Source organism: Citrobacter sp. FP75, assembly GCF_018342065.1.
Classification (GTDB): domain Bacteria; phylum Pseudomonadota; class Gammaproteobacteria; order Enterobacterales; family Enterobacteriaceae; genus Citrobacter.
The window spans coordinates 182,401-200,267 of sequence record NZ_JAFDOE010000006.1 but is presented as its reverse complement, the minus strand read 5'-3'; the positions used below and the strand labels follow the sequence as shown (position 1 = coordinate 200,267).

At 54.1% G+C, this 17,867-nt stretch carries 14 protein-coding genes and 1 tRNA gene; 9 read left to right on the top strand and 6 right to left on the bottom strand.

Annotated features, from left to right (window positions below):
* Nucleotides 1–1,012: 1,012 nt before the first annotated feature.
* On the bottom strand, nt 1,013–2,278 hold the full coding sequence (locus tag JQ822_RS19340) for a tyrosine-type recombinase/integrase (protein WP_213134820.1): 1,266 nt from the start codon (nt 2,276–2,278) through the stop codon (nt 1,013–1,015).
* 198 nt (nt 2,279–2,476) lie between these two features.
* Nucleotides 2,477–2,561: transfer RNA gene (locus JQ822_RS19335), tRNA-Leu, on the bottom strand.
* A 220-nt stretch (nt 2,562–2,781) separates the two neighbouring features.
* On the opposite strand from JQ822_RS19335, the gene ahr reads away from it, so the two are divergent.
* Nucleotides 2,782–3,801, top strand: coding sequence for an NADPH-dependent aldehyde reductase Ahr (gene ahr / locus JQ822_RS19330; RefSeq protein ID WP_213134819.1), 1,020 nt, complete (start codon nt 2,782–2,784; stop codon nt 3,799–3,801).
* A gap of 31 nt (nt 3,802–3,832) precedes the next feature.
* On the opposite strand, the gene idnK is transcribed toward ahr, so the two are convergent.
* Nucleotides 3,833–4,354, bottom strand: a complete 522-nt coding sequence (idnK, locus tag JQ822_RS19325) for a gluconokinase (RefSeq protein ID WP_047358547.1) — start codon at nt 4,352–4,354, stop codon at nt 3,833–3,835.
* 217 nt (nt 4,355–4,571) lie between these two features.
* On the opposite strand from idnK, the gene idnD reads away from it, so the two are divergent.
* From idnD to JQ822_RS19300, 5 genes are all read left to right on the top strand, one after another.
* Nucleotides 4,572–5,615: an L-idonate 5-dehydrogenase gene (gene idnD, locus JQ822_RS19320; RefSeq protein WP_213134818.1), complete on the top strand. Its 1,044-nt coding sequence runs from the start codon at nt 4,572–4,574 to the stop codon at nt 5,613–5,615.
* An 11-nt stretch (nt 5,616–5,626) separates the two neighbouring features.
* Complete coding sequence (idnO, locus tag JQ822_RS19315) at nt 5,627–6,391, top strand: gluconate 5-dehydrogenase (RefSeq protein WP_213134835.1); 765 nt, start codon at nt 5,627–5,629, stop codon at nt 6,389–6,391.
* Nucleotides 6,392–6,495: 104 nt separating this feature from the next.
* The gene (idnT, locus tag JQ822_RS19310; protein ID WP_213134817.1) at nt 6,496–7,815 is read left to right on the top strand and encodes a gnt-II system L-idonate transporter; all 1,320 of its coding nucleotides are present in this window, start codon (nt 6,496–6,498) and stop codon (nt 7,813–7,815) included.
* Nucleotides 7,816–7,867: 52 nt separating this feature from the next.
* Entirely contained in the window at nt 7,868–8,866 is a 999-nt protein-coding gene (idnR, locus tag JQ822_RS19305; protein ID WP_213134816.1) for a DNA-binding transcriptional regulator IdnR, read from the top strand.
* A 79-nt stretch (nt 8,867–8,945) separates the two neighbouring features.
* Complete coding sequence (locus tag JQ822_RS19300) at nt 8,946–10,448, top strand: helicase HerA-like C-terminal domain-containing protein (RefSeq protein ID WP_213134815.1); 1,503 nt, start codon at nt 8,946–8,948, stop codon at nt 10,446–10,448.
* A 39-nt stretch (nt 10,449–10,487) separates the two neighbouring features.
* On the opposite strand, the gene lptG is transcribed toward JQ822_RS19300, so the two are convergent.
* The 3 genes from lptG to JQ822_RS24435 form a co-directional block, all read right to left on the bottom strand.
* The gene (gene lptG, locus JQ822_RS19295) at nt 10,488–11,570 is read right to left on the bottom strand and encodes an LPS export ABC transporter permease LptG (RefSeq protein WP_213134814.1); all 1,083 of its coding nucleotides are present in this window, start codon (nt 11,568–11,570) and stop codon (nt 10,488–10,490) included.
* Complete coding sequence (gene lptF, locus JQ822_RS19290; protein ID WP_213134813.1) at nt 11,570–12,670, bottom strand: LPS export ABC transporter permease LptF; 1,101 nt, start codon at nt 12,668–12,670, stop codon at nt 11,570–11,572. The genes lptG and lptF overlap by 1 nt, the downstream gene beginning before the upstream one ends.
* A 62-nt stretch (nt 12,671–12,732) precedes the next feature.
* Nucleotides 12,733–12,783, bottom strand: a complete 51-nt coding sequence (locus JQ822_RS24435) for a hypothetical protein (RefSeq protein WP_212723231.1) — start codon at nt 12,781–12,783, stop codon at nt 12,733–12,735.
* Between the two features lie 153 nt (nt 12,784–12,936).
* Between JQ822_RS24435 and pepA the strand changes: the two genes are divergently transcribed.
* From pepA to JQ822_RS19275, 3 genes are all read left to right on the top strand, one after another.
* Entirely contained in the window at nt 12,937–14,448 is a 1,512-nt protein-coding gene (pepA, locus tag JQ822_RS19285; protein WP_213134812.1) for a leucyl aminopeptidase, read from the top strand.
* A 70-nt stretch (nt 14,449–14,518) separates the two neighbouring features.
* Entirely contained in the window at nt 14,519–14,962 is a 444-nt protein-coding gene (gene holC / locus JQ822_RS19280) for a DNA polymerase III subunit chi (protein WP_213134811.1), read from the top strand.
* Complete coding sequence (locus tag JQ822_RS19275) at nt 14,962–17,817, top strand: valine--tRNA ligase (RefSeq protein ID WP_213134810.1); 2,856 nt, start codon at nt 14,962–14,964, stop codon at nt 17,815–17,817. Before holC ends, JQ822_RS19275 begins: the two co-directional genes overlap by 1 nt.
* Nucleotides 17,818–17,867 lie beyond the last annotated feature (50 nt).

Sequence of the window (17,867 nt, the reverse complement as noted above, 5' to 3'; positions counted from 1 at the left end):
CAGAGATGCTCTTGGCAAGACGGGACTCAGGGGGACAAACCTTCCTGTAGTGCATTGCTTAGCGTCTGCTTAACTTTCCCGAGCGTGTTTTTCAACTTCAACTACGGCAGCAAATGACACGGTCTTAAAACCGTGCAGGATAGGCCATATCTACAACGTGTTTACTATTTGAGCACACACTGTGATAGGGCAGTCACCTTTCCGATAAATGGTGAACCGTCCCTGACGAACAACAACATGAACGCACATCTCTTCATCGCCTGATCAAAGTAGCTGCCAACTATTTTTCGCCTCAACATTGATGTTTTTTTACTAACGATTTCGACTACCTTCCGAAGCGACCACAACAAATAAAATATTGGTTACATATCAGTCTTATATCACCGGAGTAAGTTGACTTTTGATTAGCTATTTCAAGATATTAATAGCTAATCATGCTTCCCCAAATTGCTTACTTATAGCAAAGTCATATAGCATAAACTGAAGGGCGAATTGTTAAATCATACCGTGACTACGCTGAAGAACAAGCATAAAAACCATATAGTTAACATGGTTTATGTGTTTCAGTTGAATGATAAATAGACAGTATAAAATCCAATCCAATAGCCGCGTTCAAGCGATTAATTTTTTGATGAGCTTAACAAGCACGAGCTGCAATGTCGGCAAATCCACTTGGTTGCTGGAAGAATATGATACCTTCAACCCCTAGCCGATTATCTCCGCCGTTGGCAGAGAACCGTTCAGCGTTGTTAGCCAACAGTTATAAATTTAAATTAATGGCTAGAAGAATCTATCTCGGGGTAGATCATCAACATTACTTACTCTAAACCACGTTACACATGGCCTCCGGCGCAGCGAAGTCATCAAAAAAGAGTATTATAAAAATATGTTGAATTCCGCCTTTAAGGAGAAAGGTTGCCTGGCAGTCGTAATGCCGTTGACGATACAGCGCACAACACGGGTATAAACAGCCATTTCATTGATAAATAACTGAATGGCTGTTTATATTCAATCAAGATAAGGGTTCATTAATCTTTGCATAGAGATAAGGTGATGTGGCCTCATTGCGATTCGCATCAAGATAATCCGCCCACCACTGCAGCATCAGCCTTCTCTCCCCAAGATGTTCCGCCTTATGAATGTAAGCCGCACGCACAGAGTTACGCTCCTGATGGCTCATCTGCCTCTCTACCGCATCCCTCGACCACAATCCTGATTCAATCAAAGAACTACACGCCATTGTCCTGAACCCATGTCCACAAACTTCCGTTTTCGTGTCATAGCCCATCACTCGCAGAGCTTTATTCACTGTGTTCTCACTCATTGGTTTACGGGGATCATGATCGCCTACAAAAATCAGTTCTCGATTCCCGCTCATTCTTTTGATCTTTTTCAGAATGGCGAGAGCCTGCCGCGATAAGGGTACAAGATGGGGAGTTCGCATCTTCGAACCTCGCTGAGAATGTTTAACACCTTCCAGCGGCTCACGCTCATCAGGAATTGTCCACATAGCCGTTTCAAAATCCACTTCTGTCCAGCGAGCAAAACGTAACTCGCTCGAACGGATGAAAACCAGTAACGTCAAATCCACAGCTAACCGCGTTAATGGTCTGCCGGTGTAGTTATCAATACGATGGAGTAACTCAGGAATGCGGTTGAGATCTAGCGCAGCGCGATGCTTTCGTTTAGCTGTTGCGATCGCACCAGCGATCTCTTGTGCAGGATTGTAATCAATTAAGCCGTTCTGTACCGCAAAGCGCATTATGGCCGTTGTTCGCTGTTGAAGACGCGCAGCCACTTCAAGGCGTCCTGACTTTTCCACTGCTTTAATTGGAACCAGTAAGTCACAAGTACCAATATTTTTGATATTTCGCTTCCCAACTGAAGCAAATAAATTGTCTTCCAAGCTTTTCAATACACGAGCACTATGCGATGCCGACCATTTCTGATTGCTGGCATGCCAGTCTCTGGCGACCACTTCAAACGTTATCGCCTCTTGCTCCTGCTCTACCTTAACGGTTTTCTTGTTCTCACTGGGATCGACGCCATTAGCTAAGAGCTTACGCGCTTCGTCTCGCCGCGATCGAGCATCAGCTAACGAAACTTCAGGATACTTCCCTAGTGCCAGCATCTTCTCTTTACCACCAAAGCGATAACGCAACCGCCAATATTTGGAGCCGTTAGGGTGAACCAGCAAAACCATGCCGTCGCCGTCAGTAAGTTTATAGGCTTTTGCTTCAGGCTTAGCCGAACGAACTTTCACATCACTCAGAGCCATGATGAGTATCCTTTCAAGGGTTCTGTGTGGGTACAAACATTATCGAACCGGGATATACCCGCAGTTGTACCCGCATCAGTAAGTTGATGTAGATTGAATCAGGTTGACTTAGGTTGAGTGAAAAAGCGAGGAAAGCCTTGCGGATACTGGATTTCAGGCACAAAAAAAGACGTCCATTGACGTCTATTGATGTTCCGATGGTGCCGAAGGCCGGACTCGAACCGGCACGTATTTCTACGGTTGATTTTGAATCAACTGCGTCTACCGATTTCGCCACTCCGGCACGGAAGGGATGCGGAAAACGTTGTGGATTATACCTGTCGTGCGCCACCATGCAAGCGCCAGCGTGTGTCTGGCCTGCTAAGTGTTGAAAATTTCAGCATTACCTTGCACACCTGCAATCACCATCACAGTTTATAGCCACCTTAATCCCCCCTTCTGCGAAGCGTCCCGTTTCCCGATGCTCTACACTTCCAGTTCAACACCACACTGAGGGAAACACGATGTCGATGATTAAAAGCTACGCCGCAAAAGCGGCGGGCAGCGAACTCGAACTCTATGAATATGATGCGGGCGAGCTCAAGCCGGAAGATGTCGAGGTCCAGGTCGATTACTGCGGTATCTGTCATTCCGATTTGTCGATGATCGACAATGAATGGGGATTCTCTCAGTATCCGCTGGTTGCCGGGCATGAGGTGATTGGTCGCGTGGCAGCGCTCGGCAGCGCAGCGCAGGGTAAGGGTCTGAAGGTTGGTCAGCGCGTCGGCATTGGCTGGACGGCGCGCAGCTGCGGGCATTGCGACGCCTGTATCAGCGGTAATCAGATTAACTGTCTGGAAGGTTCCGTTCCCACTATTCTCAATCGCGGCGGCTTTGCCGAGAAACTGCGAGCCGACTGGCAGTGGGTGATCCCGTTGCCAGAGAGCATTGACCTGGCGGCAGCTGGTCCCTTGCTGTGCGGCGGTATCACCGTATTCAAACCGCTGCTGATGCACCATATCACCGCCACCAGCCGCGTCGGGGTAATCGGCATCGGCGGCCTGGGGCATATCGCCATAAAGCTGTTACACGCGATGGGCTGCGAAGTGACCGCGTTCAGCTCCAATCCGGCGAAAGAGCAGGAAGTGCTGGCGATGGGGGCAGATAAGGTGGTCAACAGCCGCGATCCGAATGCACTAAAAGCGCTGGCGGGCCAGTTCGATCTCATTATTAACACGGTTAACGTCGATCTCGACTGGCAGCCCTATTTTGAAGCGCTGGCCTACGGCGGTAACTTCCATACCGTCGGCGCGGTACTGAAGCCGCTGCCGGTTCCGGCATTTACCTTAATTGCCGGCGATCGCAGCATTTCCGGTTCGGCGACCGGGACGCCATTCGAGCTGCGCAAGCTGATGAAGTTTGCCGGGCGCAGCAAGGTGTCGCCCACCACCGAACTGTACCCGATGTCGCAAATTAACGAAGCAATCCAGCACGTGCGTGACGGTAAAGCCCGCTACCGCGTGGTGCTGAAAGCCGATTTCTGATGTTGTGGCTCAGTCCCGCAAGGGGCTGAGCTTATTGCCCGTTACGAAACGCGAGCACCGCCTGGCGGCACTGTTCTGTCACATGCTCGATGTCATGGTTCACGTCGATGCGGGCAATATCGCGTTCATCCTCCTGCGGGCACTCCAGCGCGTCGAACTGACTTTTGAGTAATCCCACCGGCATAAAATGCCCTGCCCGACGCTGCATGCGCGCCAGAATGGTCTCGTAATCGCCGTCCAGCCACAGGAAATGCACATTCGGGCTGCCCTGACGCAATATATCACGGTACTGTTTTTTTAATGACGAGCAGACAATAAACCCGGTCTCGTTCTTTTTATATAAACTGTAGGAAGCGTCATTTAATCGCGCTAGCCACGGCAGTCGGTCTTCATCGGTTAATGGAATACCTTCAGACATTTTATCAATATTTTTAGCGGGATGGAGATCGTCGCCATCAATAAATTTAGCCGATAATACAGCGGCAATTTTACTGCCAATTAAAGATTTACCGCTTCCCGAAACGCCCATCAAAATATAACTTTCCCCGGCCATTGAAAAAACTCCAGATTCATATTCCATGGCGCGATACTACGCCTTCCACATTGCAGAATTCACCTTTTTTCGCCGCGACTGAGCAGATTTACAGGGCGCATCACGTTATGCGTAACATTGTAGTGTAACAATTTCTCAGCGTGATCTGCGTCACAAATAATAACAATTAAAACCGTTTAAATGCTGCCGAGGTTACTACCTGACCAGTGAGGCATTTATGCAAGTCAAAACCCAATCCTGCGTTGTCGCAGGCAAGAAAACTGTTGCCATTACCGACCAAAATATAGAATGGAATAATAAAGGAACGCTGGTAAAAATTACCCGAGGCGGTATTTGTGGTTCCGATTTACATTATTATCAGGAAGGCAAAGTCGGTAATTTTACCGTCAAAGCGCCGATGATTTTAGGCCATGAAGTTATTGGTAAAGTAGTGCACAGCGATTCAAAAGAATTACATGAAGGTCAGTCGGTGGCGATTAATCCGTCGAAGCCCTGCGGCCACTGTAAATACTGTCTGCAGCATGAAGAAAACCAGTGTACGGAAATGCGCTTTTTTGGCAGCGCCATGTATTTTCCCCACGTCGACGGCGGCTTTACGCAGTTTAAAACCGTCGATACCGCGCAGTGTATCCCTTACCCGCAGCAGGCCGATGAAAAAGTTATGGCCTTTGCCGAACCGTTGGCGGTGGCGATCCACGCCGCACATGAAGCGGGCGACCTGCAGGGCAAGCGCGTGTTTATCTCCGGCGTTGGGCCTATTGGCTGCCTGATCGTCAGCGCGGTGAAAACACTCGGCGCGGCAGAAATCGTCTGTGCGGATATCAGCCCACGCTCGCTCTCGCTGGCGCAACAGATGGGTGCCGATACGCTGATTAACCCGCAGCAGGGCTCGCTCGACGAGTGGAAAAAAGAGAAAGGCTACTTCGACGTCAGCTTCGAAGTCTCCGGTCATCCGTCCTCAATCACCACCTGTCTGGAAGTGACCCGCGCGAAAGGCGTGATGGTGCAGGTCGGCATGGGCGGTGCGGTGCCGGACTTCCCGATGATGATGCTGATCGGCAAAGAGATCTCGCTCAAAGGCTCGTTCCGCTTTACCACCGAGTTCAACACCGCGGTGTCGTGGCTGGCAAATAACGTTATCGATCCGCTGCCGTTACTCAGCGCCGAATATCCGTTTACCGACCTCGAACAAGCGCTGATCTTCGCCGGGGATAAAACCCAGGCGGCGAAAGTGCAGCTCGTTTTTGAAGACATAAAATAAGGAATAGCATGATGAACGATCTTTTTTCACTGGACGGAAAAAATATTCTGATCACCGGTTCGGCCCAGGGGATTGGTTATTTACTGGCGACCGGACTGGGCAAATACGGCGCGCAGATTATCGTCAATGATATTACGCAGGAGCGCGCGGAGGCCGCCGTCGCCAAACTGCAGCAGGAAGGGATTCGCGCCGTTGCCGCGCCTTTCAATGTTACGCATAAACAGGATATCGATGCCGCCATCGACCATATCGAAAAAGACATTGGCCAAATTGATGTGCTGGTGAATAACGCCGGTATTCAGCGCCGCCATCCGTTTACCGAGTTTCCGGAACAGGACTGGAACGATGTGATTGCCGTTAACCAGACTGCGGTGTTCCTGGTCTCGCAGGCGGTAACACGTCGCATGGTGGAACGTCAGGCCGGGAAGGTCATCAACATCTGCTCCATGCAGAGCGAGCTGGGCCGCGACACCATCACGCCGTACGCCGCCTCGAAAGGCGCGGTAAAAATGCTTACCCGCGGGATGTGCGTTGAGCTGGCGCGCCACAATATCCAGGTCAACGGGATCGCGCCGGGCTACTTCAAAACCGAAATGACCAAAGCGCTGGTCGAGGATGAAGCCTTCACCGCCTGGCTGTGCAAACGTACGCCAGCCGCGCGCTGGGGCGATCCGCAGGAGCTGATCGGCGCGGCGGTATTCCTCTCTTCCAAAGCATCCGATTTTGTTAACGGACACCTGTTGTTTGTCGATGGCGGCATGCTGGTCGCCGTCTGATACAACACAACGCAACATCACGCAGCGCCCAGGCGCTGCCTTTTTGGCACATACACCCTAAATCATTCGAGTTGCAGGATGACGGGGATATAAGAGAAACGATTATGCCATTAATAATAATTGCGGCAGGCGTCGCGCTGCTCCTGGTCCTGATGATTGGCTTTAAAGTTAACGGCTTTATTGCTCTGGTCCTGGTGGCGGCGGTCGTTGGTTTTGCCGAAGGGATGGATGCACAGGCCGTTCTGCACTCAATACAAAACGGGATCGGCGGGACGCTCGGCGGGCTGGCGATGATCCTCGGGTTTGGCGCGATGCTCGGCAAGCTGATTTCCGATACCGGTGCGGCCCAGCGCATCGCCACCACGCTGATTGGCACGTTTGGTAAGAAACGGGTGCAGTGGGCGCTGGTGATCACCGGTCTGGTGGTGGGTCTGGCGATGTTTTTCGAAGTCGGTTTTGTTCTGCTGCTGCCGCTGGTATTTACGGTGGTGGCCTCGTCCGGCCTGCCACTGCTGTATGTCGGCGTACCGATGGTCGCCGCGCTGTCCGTGACCCACTGTTTTCTGCCGCCGCATCCGGGGCCGACCGCGATTGCCACCATTTTCGAAGCTAATCTCGGTACCACACTGCTGTACGGCTTTATTATTACTATCCCGACGGTGATTGTTGCCGGGCCGCTGTTCTCTAAGCTGCTGACCCGCTTTGAGAAAGCGCCGCCGGAAGGGTTATTCAATCCGCATCTATTCACCGAAGAAGAGATGCCGTCGTTCTGGAACAGTATCTTTGCGGCGGTTATCCCGGTGATACTGATGGCGGTAGCGGCGGTGTGTGAAATTACGCTGCCAAAAACCAACAGCGTGCGGGTGTTCTTTGAGTTTATCGGTAATCCTGCGGTCGCATTGTTTATCGCTATCGTGCTCGCCATTTTTACCCTTGGTCGACGTAACGGACGTACGATCGAGCAAATTATGGATATCATTGGCGATTCTATCGGCGCAATTGCGATGATTGTGTTTATCATCGCCGGGGGCGGTGCGTTTAAGCAGGTTCTGGTCGACAGCGGCGTGGGGCAATATATCTCCCACCTGATGACCGGCACGTCGCTTTCTCCGTTGCTGATGTGCTGGACGGTTGCCGCCTTGCTGCGCATCGCGCTCGGTTCAGCCACCGTGGCGGCGATCACCACCGCAGGCGTGGTGCTGCCGATTATTAACGTCACCCACGCTGACCCGGCGCTGATGGTGCTGGCTACCGGTGCGGGCAGCGTGATTGCGTCCCACGTTAACGATCCGGGATTCTGGCTGTTTAAAGGCTATTTTAATCTCAGCGTGGGCGAAACGTTGCGCACATGGACGGTAATGGAGACGCTGATTTCCATTATGGGTCTGCTGGGTGTTCTGGCGCTGAACACCATCCTGCATTAAGACGGTCATCACCGGGGAGCACAGGTCAGCGCTCCCCGGCACTGGAGAGAAAATGAGGAACCACAGAATTTCTTTGCAAGACATCGCCACGCTGGCGGGCGTGACCAAAATGACGGTGAGCCGCTACATCCGCTCGCCGAAAAAGGTCGCAAAGGAAACCGGCGAACGCATCGCGCAGATTATGGAGGAGATTAATTACATCCCCAACCGTGCGCCCGCGATGCTGCTGAACGCGCAAAGCTATACGCTCGGTGTGCTGATCCCCTCGTTTCAAAACCAGCTGTTCGCTGACATTCTGGCCGGTATAGAGTCGGTGACTTCAGACCATAACTATCAGACGCTGATCGCCAACTACAATTACGACCGGGAATCCGAGGAAGAGTCGGTGATCAACCTGCTGTCGTACAATATCGACGGCATTATCTTGTCCGAGAAATATCACACCCTGCGCACGGTTAAATTTCTGCGCTCAGCCACCATTCCGGTAGTGGAGCTGATGGATATTCAGGGCGATCGCCTGGACATGGAAGTAGGTTTCGATAACCGTCAGGCGGCGTTTGATATGGTCAGCACCATGCTGGATAAACGCCAGCGCCACAAAATTCTCTATCTGGGTTCAAAGGACGACATCCGCGACGAGCAGCGCTATCGCGGCTACTGCGATGCCATGACGCGTCGGGGCCTGGCGCCGCTGCGCATCAACCCACGCTCTATCTCTTCCATCCATCTGGGTACGCAGATGATGCGTGACGCGCTGGCCGCGCATCCGGATGTAGACGGCGTGTTTTGTACCAACGACGATATCGCGATGGGCGCGTTGCTGTTGTGTCGCGAGCGTGAACTGGCGGTCCCGGAACAGATCTCAATTGCCGGGTTTCACGGGCTGGAAATGGGCAGGCAGATGATCCCAAGCCTCGCCAGCGTGATCACCCCGCGCTTTGACATTGGCCGCATGGCAGCGCAAATGTTGCTGAGCAAAATCAAGAACAACGACCATAACCACAACACCGTGGATCTGGGGTATCAGATTTATCACGGCAATACGCTTTAAGTCATTTTCTCTCGCCATCGCATACTCTCTTTGATGGACATTGCCTATACTCCAGGCAGGATAAATGGAGGAAATCTCAATGAGCGCACCCCTGCTAATTGCCCGCACGCCGGACACCGAACTGTTTTTACTGCCAGGCATGGCCAACCGCCACGGACTGATTACCGGCGCGACCGGGACCGGTAAAACCGTCACTTTACAAAAACTTGCCGAATCGCTGTCCGGGATTGGCGTACCGGTATTTATGGCCGATGTGAAAGGCGACTTAACCGGCGTGGCCGAGGAAGGACAGGCCTCTGAAAAGCTGCTCACCCGCCTGAAAAACATCGGCATCATCGACTGGCAACCGCATGCTAACCCGGTCACGGTGTGGGATATCTTCGGCGAAAAAGGTCACCCGGTGCGAGCCACGGTATCTGACCTCGGGCCGCTGCTGCTGGCTCGTCTGCTGAACCTCAACGACGTGCAGTCCGGCGTGCTGGATATCATCTTCCGCATCGCCGATGACCAGGGTCTGCTGCTGCTCGATTTCAAAGACCTGCGGGCCATCACTCAGTACATCGGCGATAACGCTAAATCCTTCCAGAATCAGTACGGCAATATCAGTAGCGCCTCGGTCGGGGCTATCCAGCGCGGACTGCTGTCGCTGGAGCAGCAGGGAGCGGCGCACTTTTTTGGCGAACCGATGCTGGATATCAAAGACTGGATGCGTACCGACGCCAGCGGCAAAGGGATGATTAATATCCTCAGCGCCGAGAAGCTCTACCAGATGCCCAAACTGTACGCCGCCAGCCTGCTGTGGATGCTCTCCGAACTGTACGAACAGCTGCCGGAAGCCGGCGATCTGGAGAAGCCAAAACTGGTGTTCTTCTTTGATGAAGCCCATCTGCTGTTCAACGACGCCCCGCAGGTGCTGCTGGATAAAATCGAACAGGTGATCCGCCTGATCCGCTCGAAAGGGGTCGGCGTGTGGTTCGTCTCACAAAATCCGTCGGATATTCCCGACAACGTGCTCGGCCAGTTGGGCAACCGCGTGCAGCATGCCCTGCGCGCGTTCACGCCGAAAGATCAGAAAGCGGTGAAAAGCGCGGCGCAAACCATGCGCGCCAACCCGGCATTTGATACCGAGAAAGCCATTCAGGAGCTGGGAACCGGCGAGGCGCTGGTGTCGTTTCTGGACGCCAAAGGCAGCCCGTCGGTGGTGGAGCGGGCGATGGTGATTGCACCCTGCTCGCGCATGGGGCCGGTGACGGATGATGAACGCAACGGGCTGATTAACCACTCTTCGCTGTACGGCAAATATGAAGAAGAGGTGGATCGCGAGTCCGCCTATGAGCGTTTACAGCAAGGCGTGCAGGCCAGCACCGAGCAGCAAAATACGCCACCGGCTAACGGTAAAGCAGTCGACGTTGACGACGGTATTCTCGGTGGGTTGAAGGATATTCTGTTTGGCAGTACCGGGCCGCGCGGCGGCAAGCGCGATGGCGTGGTACAGAGCGTGGCGAAAAGCGCGGCGCGACAGGTCACTAATCAGATAATCCGCGGCATGTTAGGAAGCTTGATGGGCGGGAGAAAACGCTAACAGGAAGTTGCCCCTCCCGCATAACGGGAGGGGCAGATGTTATGATTTACGCAGCATCAGCCACAGACTTATCAGGAAGAAACTGGCGCTTGGCAGCAGCGCGCCGATAATCGGCGGAATGCCGTACACCAGCGTCAGCGGGCCAAAGATCTGGTCCAGCACATAGAACACGAAGCCGAAGCTAATCCCCGTCACCACGCGCACGCCCATTGGCACGCTACGCAGCGGACCAAAGATAAACGACAGCGCCATCAGCATCATTACCGCCACGGACAGCGGCTGGAAGACTTTGCTCCACATGTTGAGCTGGTAACGTCCGGCGTCCTGGCCGCTCGACTTCAGGTACTTCACGTAGTTGTGCAGACCGCTTATCGAGAGCGCATCCGGATCCAGCGCCACCACGCCGAGTTTGTCTGGCGTGAGGTTAGTCTTCCAGGTCCCGCTCACCGTCTGCGAGCCGGTGACTTGTTTCGGGTCGGTCAGGTTGGATTCATCCACCTGCGACAGACGCCAGACCTTGTTGTCTTTATCAAATTTGGCAGAAGCCGCATAGCGCACAGACTGCAGACGACGCTGGTCGTTAAAGGAGTAGATGCTGATGCCCCCTAACTCTTCGTCACCTGTCACCCGTTCGATGTAAACAAAGCTATCGCCATCTTTCGCCCACAGACCCTGCTGGGTAGAAAGCAGCGAGCCACCGTACATTTGCTGTGCGCGGTAGTTACGCGCCATCTGTTCACCCTGCGGCGCAACCCATTCACCGATAGCCATCGTCAACAGCACCAGCGGGATCGCGGTTTTCATTACCGACAACGCCACCTGCATACGGGTAAAGCCAGAAGCCTGCATCACCACCAGCTCACTGCGTTGGGCCAGCATGCCCAGACCCAGCAGTGCGCCGAGCAGCGCCGCCATCGGGAAGAAGATTTGGATGTCTTTCGGTGCACTGAGCAGAGTATACAGCCCGGCGCCCATTGCATCGTAGTTCCCCTGCCCGGCTTTTTTCAGCTGGTCGACAAACTTGATGATCCCTGAGAGCGACACCAGCATGAACAAGGTCATCATGATGGTGGTGAAAATGGTTTTACCGATATAGCGGTCAAGTACACCAAAGGGCTGCATTATACCGCTCCTTTACGCAGAAAACGGGCACGCAAGCGGCGAACAGGCACCGTATCCCACAGGTTAAGCGCAATCGCCAGTGCCAGATAAATCAGGTTAACCGTCCACATCCAGAACGCCGGGTCAAGCTTACCTTTGCCGCCGTTCGACTTGAGCGACGTCTGGATCAGGAAGAACATCAGATACAGCAACATGGCAGGCAGCATCGACAGCACGCGTCCCTGACGTGGATTCACCACGCTCAGCGGTACAACCATCAGCGCCATCATAAACACGGTGAATACCAACGTGATACGCCAGTGCAGCTCCGCACGGGCGCGATCGGTGTCGGTCGTCCACAGCGTGTGCATATCCATCTGGTCGGTATCGTTCGGATCCAGCGCCACGGCCTGATGCCCGATAATCGCCTGATAGTCCTGGAAGTCGGTAATGCGGAAATCGCGCAGCAGCGCGGTCCCCTCAAAGCGCGTACCTTTGTTGAGCGATACCACCTGAGAGCCATCACGCATCTGCGTCAGATGTCCGGAATCGGCCACCACCACGGAAGGACGGGCGTTACCTTTCGGGCGGATCTGCGCGAGGAACACATCGTTGAAATTACTGCCATCAACGCTTTCGATAAACAGCACCGAACTGCCGTTAGTGGCCTGCTGGAATTGCCCCTGCGCAAGCGCCGCCATACCGGGGTTCGCTTTCGCTTCCGCCAGCACTTCATCCTGATGCTTTGAAGACCAGGGTCCGGCCCACATCACGTTGATCGCAGCAAATATACTGGTAAGCAGCGCCAGCACCATCGCCGCCTTCACCAGCACGGCTTTGCTCAGCCCACAGGCGTGCATAACCGTAATTTCACTTTCGGTATACAGTTTGCCCAGCGTCATTAGCAGCCCGAGGAACAGGCTTAATGGCAAGATCAGCTGCGCCATTTCTGGCACGCCCAGCCCCAGCAGCGAGAGCACCAGATTTGCCGGGATATCACCGTCAACCGCCGCACCGAGGATCCTGACCAGCTTTTGACAAAAGAAGATCAAAAGTAGGATGAATAGGATCGCAAGTTGGCTTTTGAGCGTTTCCCGTACCAGATATCTTATGATTATCACTTTAAATACGCCCGTAAAAACCCGTCTTTTGCAGGAAAATAGCTTGTTTCATGGCTTAAACGTCATTTATTCTCTTGAGTCGTCGAAATCGTCGCTAAGATCATTATACTCAACGGATCCACCTCTCAGAAATTGTTCTGACGTGCCAATGCCGTAATAACGTTAAGATTAACACGAAGTCACCGCAACAGCGGGTATGAGTTACGAAAGCTTGCAATTCTATCCGTAGCCACCGCCGTTGTCTTTAAGATTCAGGAGCGTAGTGCATGGAGTTCAGTGTAAAAAGCGGTAGCCCGGAGAAACAGCGGAGTGCCTGCATCGTCGTGGGCGTCTTTGAACCACGCCGCCTCTCTCCGATTGCAGAGCAGCTCGATAAGATCAGCGATGGGTACATCAGCGCCCTGCTGCGTCGTGGCGAACTGGAAGGCAAACCGGGTCAGACCCTGTTGCTGCACCATGTGCCTAACGTTCTGTCTGAGCGAATTCTCCTTATTGGTTGTGGTAAAGAGCGTGAACTTGATGAGCGCCAGTACAAGCAGGTTATTCAGAAAACCATCAATACTCTGAATGATACCGGCTCTATGGAAGCGGTCTGCTTTCTGACCGAGCTGCACGTCAAAGGCCGCAATAACTACTGGAAAGTGCGTCAGGCTGTAGAGACCTCGCAAGAAACGCTGTACAGCTTCGATCAGTTGAAGACCAACAAAAGCGAACCGCGCCGTCCGCTGCGTAAAATGGTGTTCAACGTCCCCACCCGCCGTGAACTGACCAGCGGCGAGCGCGCTATACAGCACGGTCTGGCGATTGCCGCCGGTATTAAAGCTGCGAAAGATCTCGGCAACATGCCGCCGAATATCTGTAACGCCGCGTACCTGGCTTCTCAGGCGCGTCAGTTGGCCGACAGCTACAGCAAAAATGTGGTAACACGCGTGATTGGCGAGCAGCAGATGAAAGAGCTGGGCATGCACTCTTATCTGGCCGTCGGTCACGGCTCGCAGAACGAGTCGCTGATGTCGGTTATCGAGTACAAAGGCAACCCGTCCGAAGACGTGCGTCCGATTGTGCTGGTCGGTAAAGGACTGACCTTCGACTCCGGCGGTATCTCCATCAAGCCTGCCGAAGGCATGGATGAGATGAAATACGACATGTGCGGTGCAGCGGCGGTATACGGTGTGATGCGCATGGTGGCGGAACTGCAGCTGCCGATCAACGTCGTCGGCGTACTGGCTGGCTGTGAAAACATGCCGGGTGGCCGCGCGTATCGTCCGGGCGATGTGTTGACCACCATGTCCGGTCAGACCGTTGAAGTGCTCAATACCGATGCTGAAGGCCGCCTGGTACTGTGCGACGTGTTAACCTACGTTGAGCGTTTTGAACCGGAAGCGGTGATTGACGTCGCCACCCTGACCGGCGCCTGCGTGATTGCGCTGGGCCATCACATCACCGGCCTGATGTCGAACCATAACCCGCTGGCGCACGAGCTGATTGGTGCTTCTGAACAGGCTGGCGATCGCGCATGGCGTCTGCCGCTGGGTGATGAGTTCCAGGAACAGCTGGAGTCCAACTTTGCAGATATGGCGAATATCGGCGGACGTCCTGGCGGAGCCATCACCGCGGGCTGCTTCCTGTCGCGCTTTACCCGCAAATATAACTGGGCGCACCTGGACATCGCCGGTACCGCATGGCGTTCTGGCAAGGCCAAAGGCGCAACCGGTCGCCCGGTGGCGCTGCTGTCGCAGTTCCTGCTGAACCGTGCCGGTTTTAACGGCGAAGAGTAAGTTTGAGATTGCCCCGTAGGCCCGGTCAGCCGGGCTGTACGTTTAAATCCACCACAAGAAGCCCCATATCATGAGAAATGCAACGTTCTATATTCTGGACAATGACACCATCGTTGATGGCTTAAGCGCCGTCGAGCAGCTGGTGTGTGAAATTGCCGCAGAACGTTGGCGGGCAGGCAAGCGTGTGCTGATCGCCTGTGAAGACGAAAAGCAGGCTATTCGACTGGATGAAGCGCTGTGGGCAAGGCCGGCAGAAAGCTTTGTGCCGCATAATCTGGCGGGGGAAGGCCCGCGTGGCGGAGCGCCGGTCGAGATTGCCTGGCCGGAAAAACGCAACAGCAGCCCGCGCGATCTGCTGATCAGTTTGCGCGTTGGCTTTGTAGATTTTGCCACCGCTTTCACAGAAGTGATAGACTTTGTCCCTTACGAAGATTCTTTGAAACAATCAGCACGCGATCGCTACAAAGCCTACCGCGTGGCTGGTTTTAACCTGAATACGGCAACCTGGAAATAATGGAAAAGACATACAACCCACAAGATATCGAACAGCCGCTTTACGAGCACTGGGAAAAGCAGGGCTATTTCAAACCTAACGGCGATGAAAGCAAAGAGTCCTTCTGCATCATGATCCCGCCGCCGAACGTCACCGGCAGTTTGCATATGGGTCATGCTTTCCAGCAGACCATCATGGACACCATGATCCGCTACCAGCGCATGCAGGGTAAAAACACCCTGTGGCAGGCCGGTACTGACCACGCGGGTATCGCCACCCAAATGGTGGTTGAGCGTAAGATTGCCGCTGAAGAAGGTAAAACCCGTCACGACTACGGTCGCGAAGCGTTTATCGATAAAATCTGGCAGTGGAAAGCGGAATCCGGCGGCACCATTACCCGTCAGATGCGCCGTCTGGGCAACTCCGTGGACTGGGAGCGTGAGCGCTTCACCATGGACGAAGGTCTTTCCAATGCCGTGAAAGAAGTCTTTGTTCGCCTGTATAAAGAAGACCTGATTTACCGTGGCAAGCGCCTGGTAAACTGGGACCCGAAACTGCGTACCGCCATCTCTGACCTGGAAGTGGAAAACCGCGAGTCGAAAGGCTCAATGTGGCATATCCGCTATCCGCTGGCCGACGGCGCAAAAACCGCAGACGGTAAAGATTACCTGGTGGTCGCCACCACGCGTCCGGAAACCGTGCTGGGCGATACCGGCGTAGCCGTCAACCCGGAAGATCCGCGCTATAAAGACTTGATTGGCAAATTCGTGATGCTGCCGCTGGTTAATCGCCGCATTCCGATCGTCGGCGATGAACACGCCGATATGGAAAAAGGCACCGGCTGCGTGAAGATCACCCCGGCGCACGACTTTAACGACTATGAAGTCGGGAAACGTCACGGCCTGCCGATGATCAACATCCTGACCTTTGACGGCGACATCCGCGAAACTGCGGAAGTGTACGACACCAAAGGTGAAGAGTCAGACGTCTACTCCAGTGAGATCCCGGCTGAGTTCCAGAAGCTGGAGCGTTTTGCTGCGCGTAAAGCCATTGTTGCCGCTATCGACGCACTGGGCCTGCTGGAAGAAATTAAACCGCACGATCTGACCGTGCCTTACGGCGACCGTGGCGGCGTGGTTATCGAACCAATGCTGACCGACCAGTGGTACGTGCGTGCCGACGTGCTGGCGAAACCGGCCGTTGAAGCGGTTGAAAACGGCGACATTCAGTTCGTACCGAAGCAGTACGAAAATATGTACTTCTCCTGGATGCGTGATATTCAAGACTGGTGTATTTCCCGCCAGCTGTGGTGGGGTCACCGTATCCCTGCATGGTATGACAACGACGGCAACGTCTACGTAGGCCGTACCGAAGACGAAGTGCGTCAGGAAAACAACCTGAGTGCCGACGTTGCGCTGCGTCAGGACGAAGACGTTCTGGATACCTGGTTCTCCTCCGCGCTGTGGACCTTCTCCACCCTCGGCTGGCCGGAAAACACCGACGCCCTGCGTCAGTTCCACCCAACCAGCGTGATGGTCTCTGGCTTTGACATCATTTTCTTCTGGATTGCCCGCATGATCATGATGACCATGCACTTCATCAAAGATGAAAACGGTAAGCCACAGGTTCCGTTCAAGACCGTCTACATGACCGGTCTGATTCGTGACGACGAAGGCCAGAAGATGTCCAAATCCAAGGGTAACGTCATTGACCCGCTGGATATGGTCGACGGTATCTCCCTGCCGGACCTGCTGGAGAAACGTACCGGTAATATGATGCAGCCGCAGCTGGCTGAAAAGATTGCCAAGCGTACCGAGAAGCAATTCCCGGACGGCATTGAGCCGCACGGTACCGACGCTCTGCGCTTCACCCTGGCCGCACTTGCCTCTACCGGTCGCGACATCAACTGGGATATGAAGCGTCTGGAAGGTTACCGTAACTTCTGTAACAAGCTGTGGAACGCCAGCCGCTTCGTGCTGATGAACACCGAAGATCAGGACTGCGGCTTCAACGGCGGCGAAATGACCCTGTCGCTGGCCGACCGTTGGATCCTGGCTGAATTCAACCAGACCATCAAAGCGTACCGCGAAGCGCTGGATAACTTCCGCTTCGACATCGCCGCGGGCATTCTGTACGAGTTCACCTGGAACCAGTTCTGTGACTGGTACCTGGAGCTGACTAAGCCGGTAATGAACGGCGGAACTGATGCTGAACTGCGCGGCACCCGCAACACGCTGGTGACCGTTCTGGAAGGCCTGCTGCGCCTGGCGCACCCGATCATTCCGTTCATCACCGAAACCATCTGGCAGCGCGTGAAGGTGATTTCCGGTATTACCGCCGACACCATCATGCTGCAGCCGTTCCCGGAATACGATGCGGCTCAGGTCGATGAAGCGGCGTTGGCAGATACCGAATGGCTGAAGCAGGCGATCGTTGCTATCCGTAACATCCGTGCGGAAATGAACATTGCCCCGGGTAAACCGCTCGAACTGCTGCTGCGTGGCTGCAGCCAGGATGCGATGCGTCGTGTGAACGACAATAAGAGCTTCCTGCTGAACCTGGCGCGTCTGGAAAGCATCACCGTGCTGCCTGCTGATGACAAAGGTCCGGTCTCCGTGACCAAAATCATCGACGGTGCCGAGCTGCTGATCCCGATGGCTGGCCTCATCAACAAAGAAGATGAGCTGGCGCGTCTGGCGAAAGAAGTGGCGAAAATCGAAGGTGAGATTGCCCGTATCGAAGGCAAACTCTCCAACGAAGGTTTCGTTGCCCGCGCGCCGGAAGCGGTGATCGCCAAAGAGCGTGAGAAGCTGGACGGTTACGCAGAAGCGAAAGCGAAGCTGATTGAGCAGCAGGCGGTTATCGCCGCACTGTAATTGCCATTGAGGTTTTATCTGTAATAAAGGCCGGAGCTTGCTCCGGCCTT